Annotated in this window: 2 protein-coding genes; one reads left to right on the top strand and one right to left on the bottom strand. The window is 70.1% G+C overall.

Annotation, left to right across the window (positions count from 1 at the left end):
* Nucleotides 1–211, bottom strand: a 211-nt coding sequence (locus AC08ON_RS09810; protein WP_476616819.1) for a biotin/lipoyl-binding carrier protein, incomplete at its 3' end; no start/stop codon positions are given.
* A 118-nt stretch (nt 212–329) separates the two neighbouring features.
* On the opposite strand from AC08ON_RS09810, the gene AC08ON_RS09805 reads away from it, so the two are divergent.
* A partial coding sequence (locus AC08ON_RS09805; RefSeq protein ID WP_476616818.1) for a DUF5317 domain-containing protein occupies nt 330–879 on the top strand: 550 nt, incomplete at its 3' end.

Genomic DNA, 879 nt, shown 5'->3' with positions numbered 1-879 from the left:
CGACCACGGCGATCAGGTCACCGTCCTGGACGACGTCGCCCTCCTGCACCGCGATCCGGGCGACCGTCCCGCCGTCCTCGCTGATCACGGGGATCTCCATCTTCATCGAGTCGAGGATCACCAGGGCGTCACCGGCGCTCACCGGGTCTCCCACACCGACGACGACCTTCCAGACGTTGGCCACCATCTCAGCGCGGACTTCCTCGGCCATCAGGCTCCCTTCAGCGGCGGTGAATCTGGCAAGAGCGTAGTGCGCCGAGGCTGTCCGACCAACGTCCCTGGGCCCCGGATGTATCCGGGCCGGCACGCTGGGGCGACGCGACCGCCCGGTGCTGGGACTGTCGCTCATAACACCGCACACTACGCATGTGCTCGTACTTCTGGTGCTGACCCTGCTATGCGCTCTGGGCGTCGGCCTCGCCCGCGGCGGAACTCTCGGCGCCCTCGCCCGCATCGATGTCTCCCGACCATGGCTGCTCGCCGCGGCGGTCCTGGTGCTCGCGATCGGCCGACTCGTGCCCGCCCTGCACAGCCCGGCGTGGATCGCGGCCGCCGTGGTCACAGCCCTGTTCGCCAGCGCGAACAACCGCCTGCCCGGACTCGGTCTCCTGGTCACCGGTCTCATCTCCAACGCCGCCGTCATCACCGCGAACGGCGGCCAGATGCCTGTGTCGCGGTGGGGGGCCGACCGCGCCGGTGTACCGATTTCCGACATCTTGACCTCGGCATTTCACGCGCCGGCCGGGGATGGTATGGTCCTGCGCCTGCTCGGTGACATCATCCCGCTGCCCCTGCCCTGGACGCCCGCGGTCGTCAGCGTCGGCGACGTGGCGATCGCCGCGGCGCTGGGACTGTTCGGAGCGCTGGCCCCCGTGCGGG

The sequence above is a fragment of the Frankia sp. CoWAU3 genome (assembly GCF_977971855.1).
Note: the sequence above shows the minus strand (reverse complement) of the source record. Positions and strands in the feature narration are given on the sequence as shown.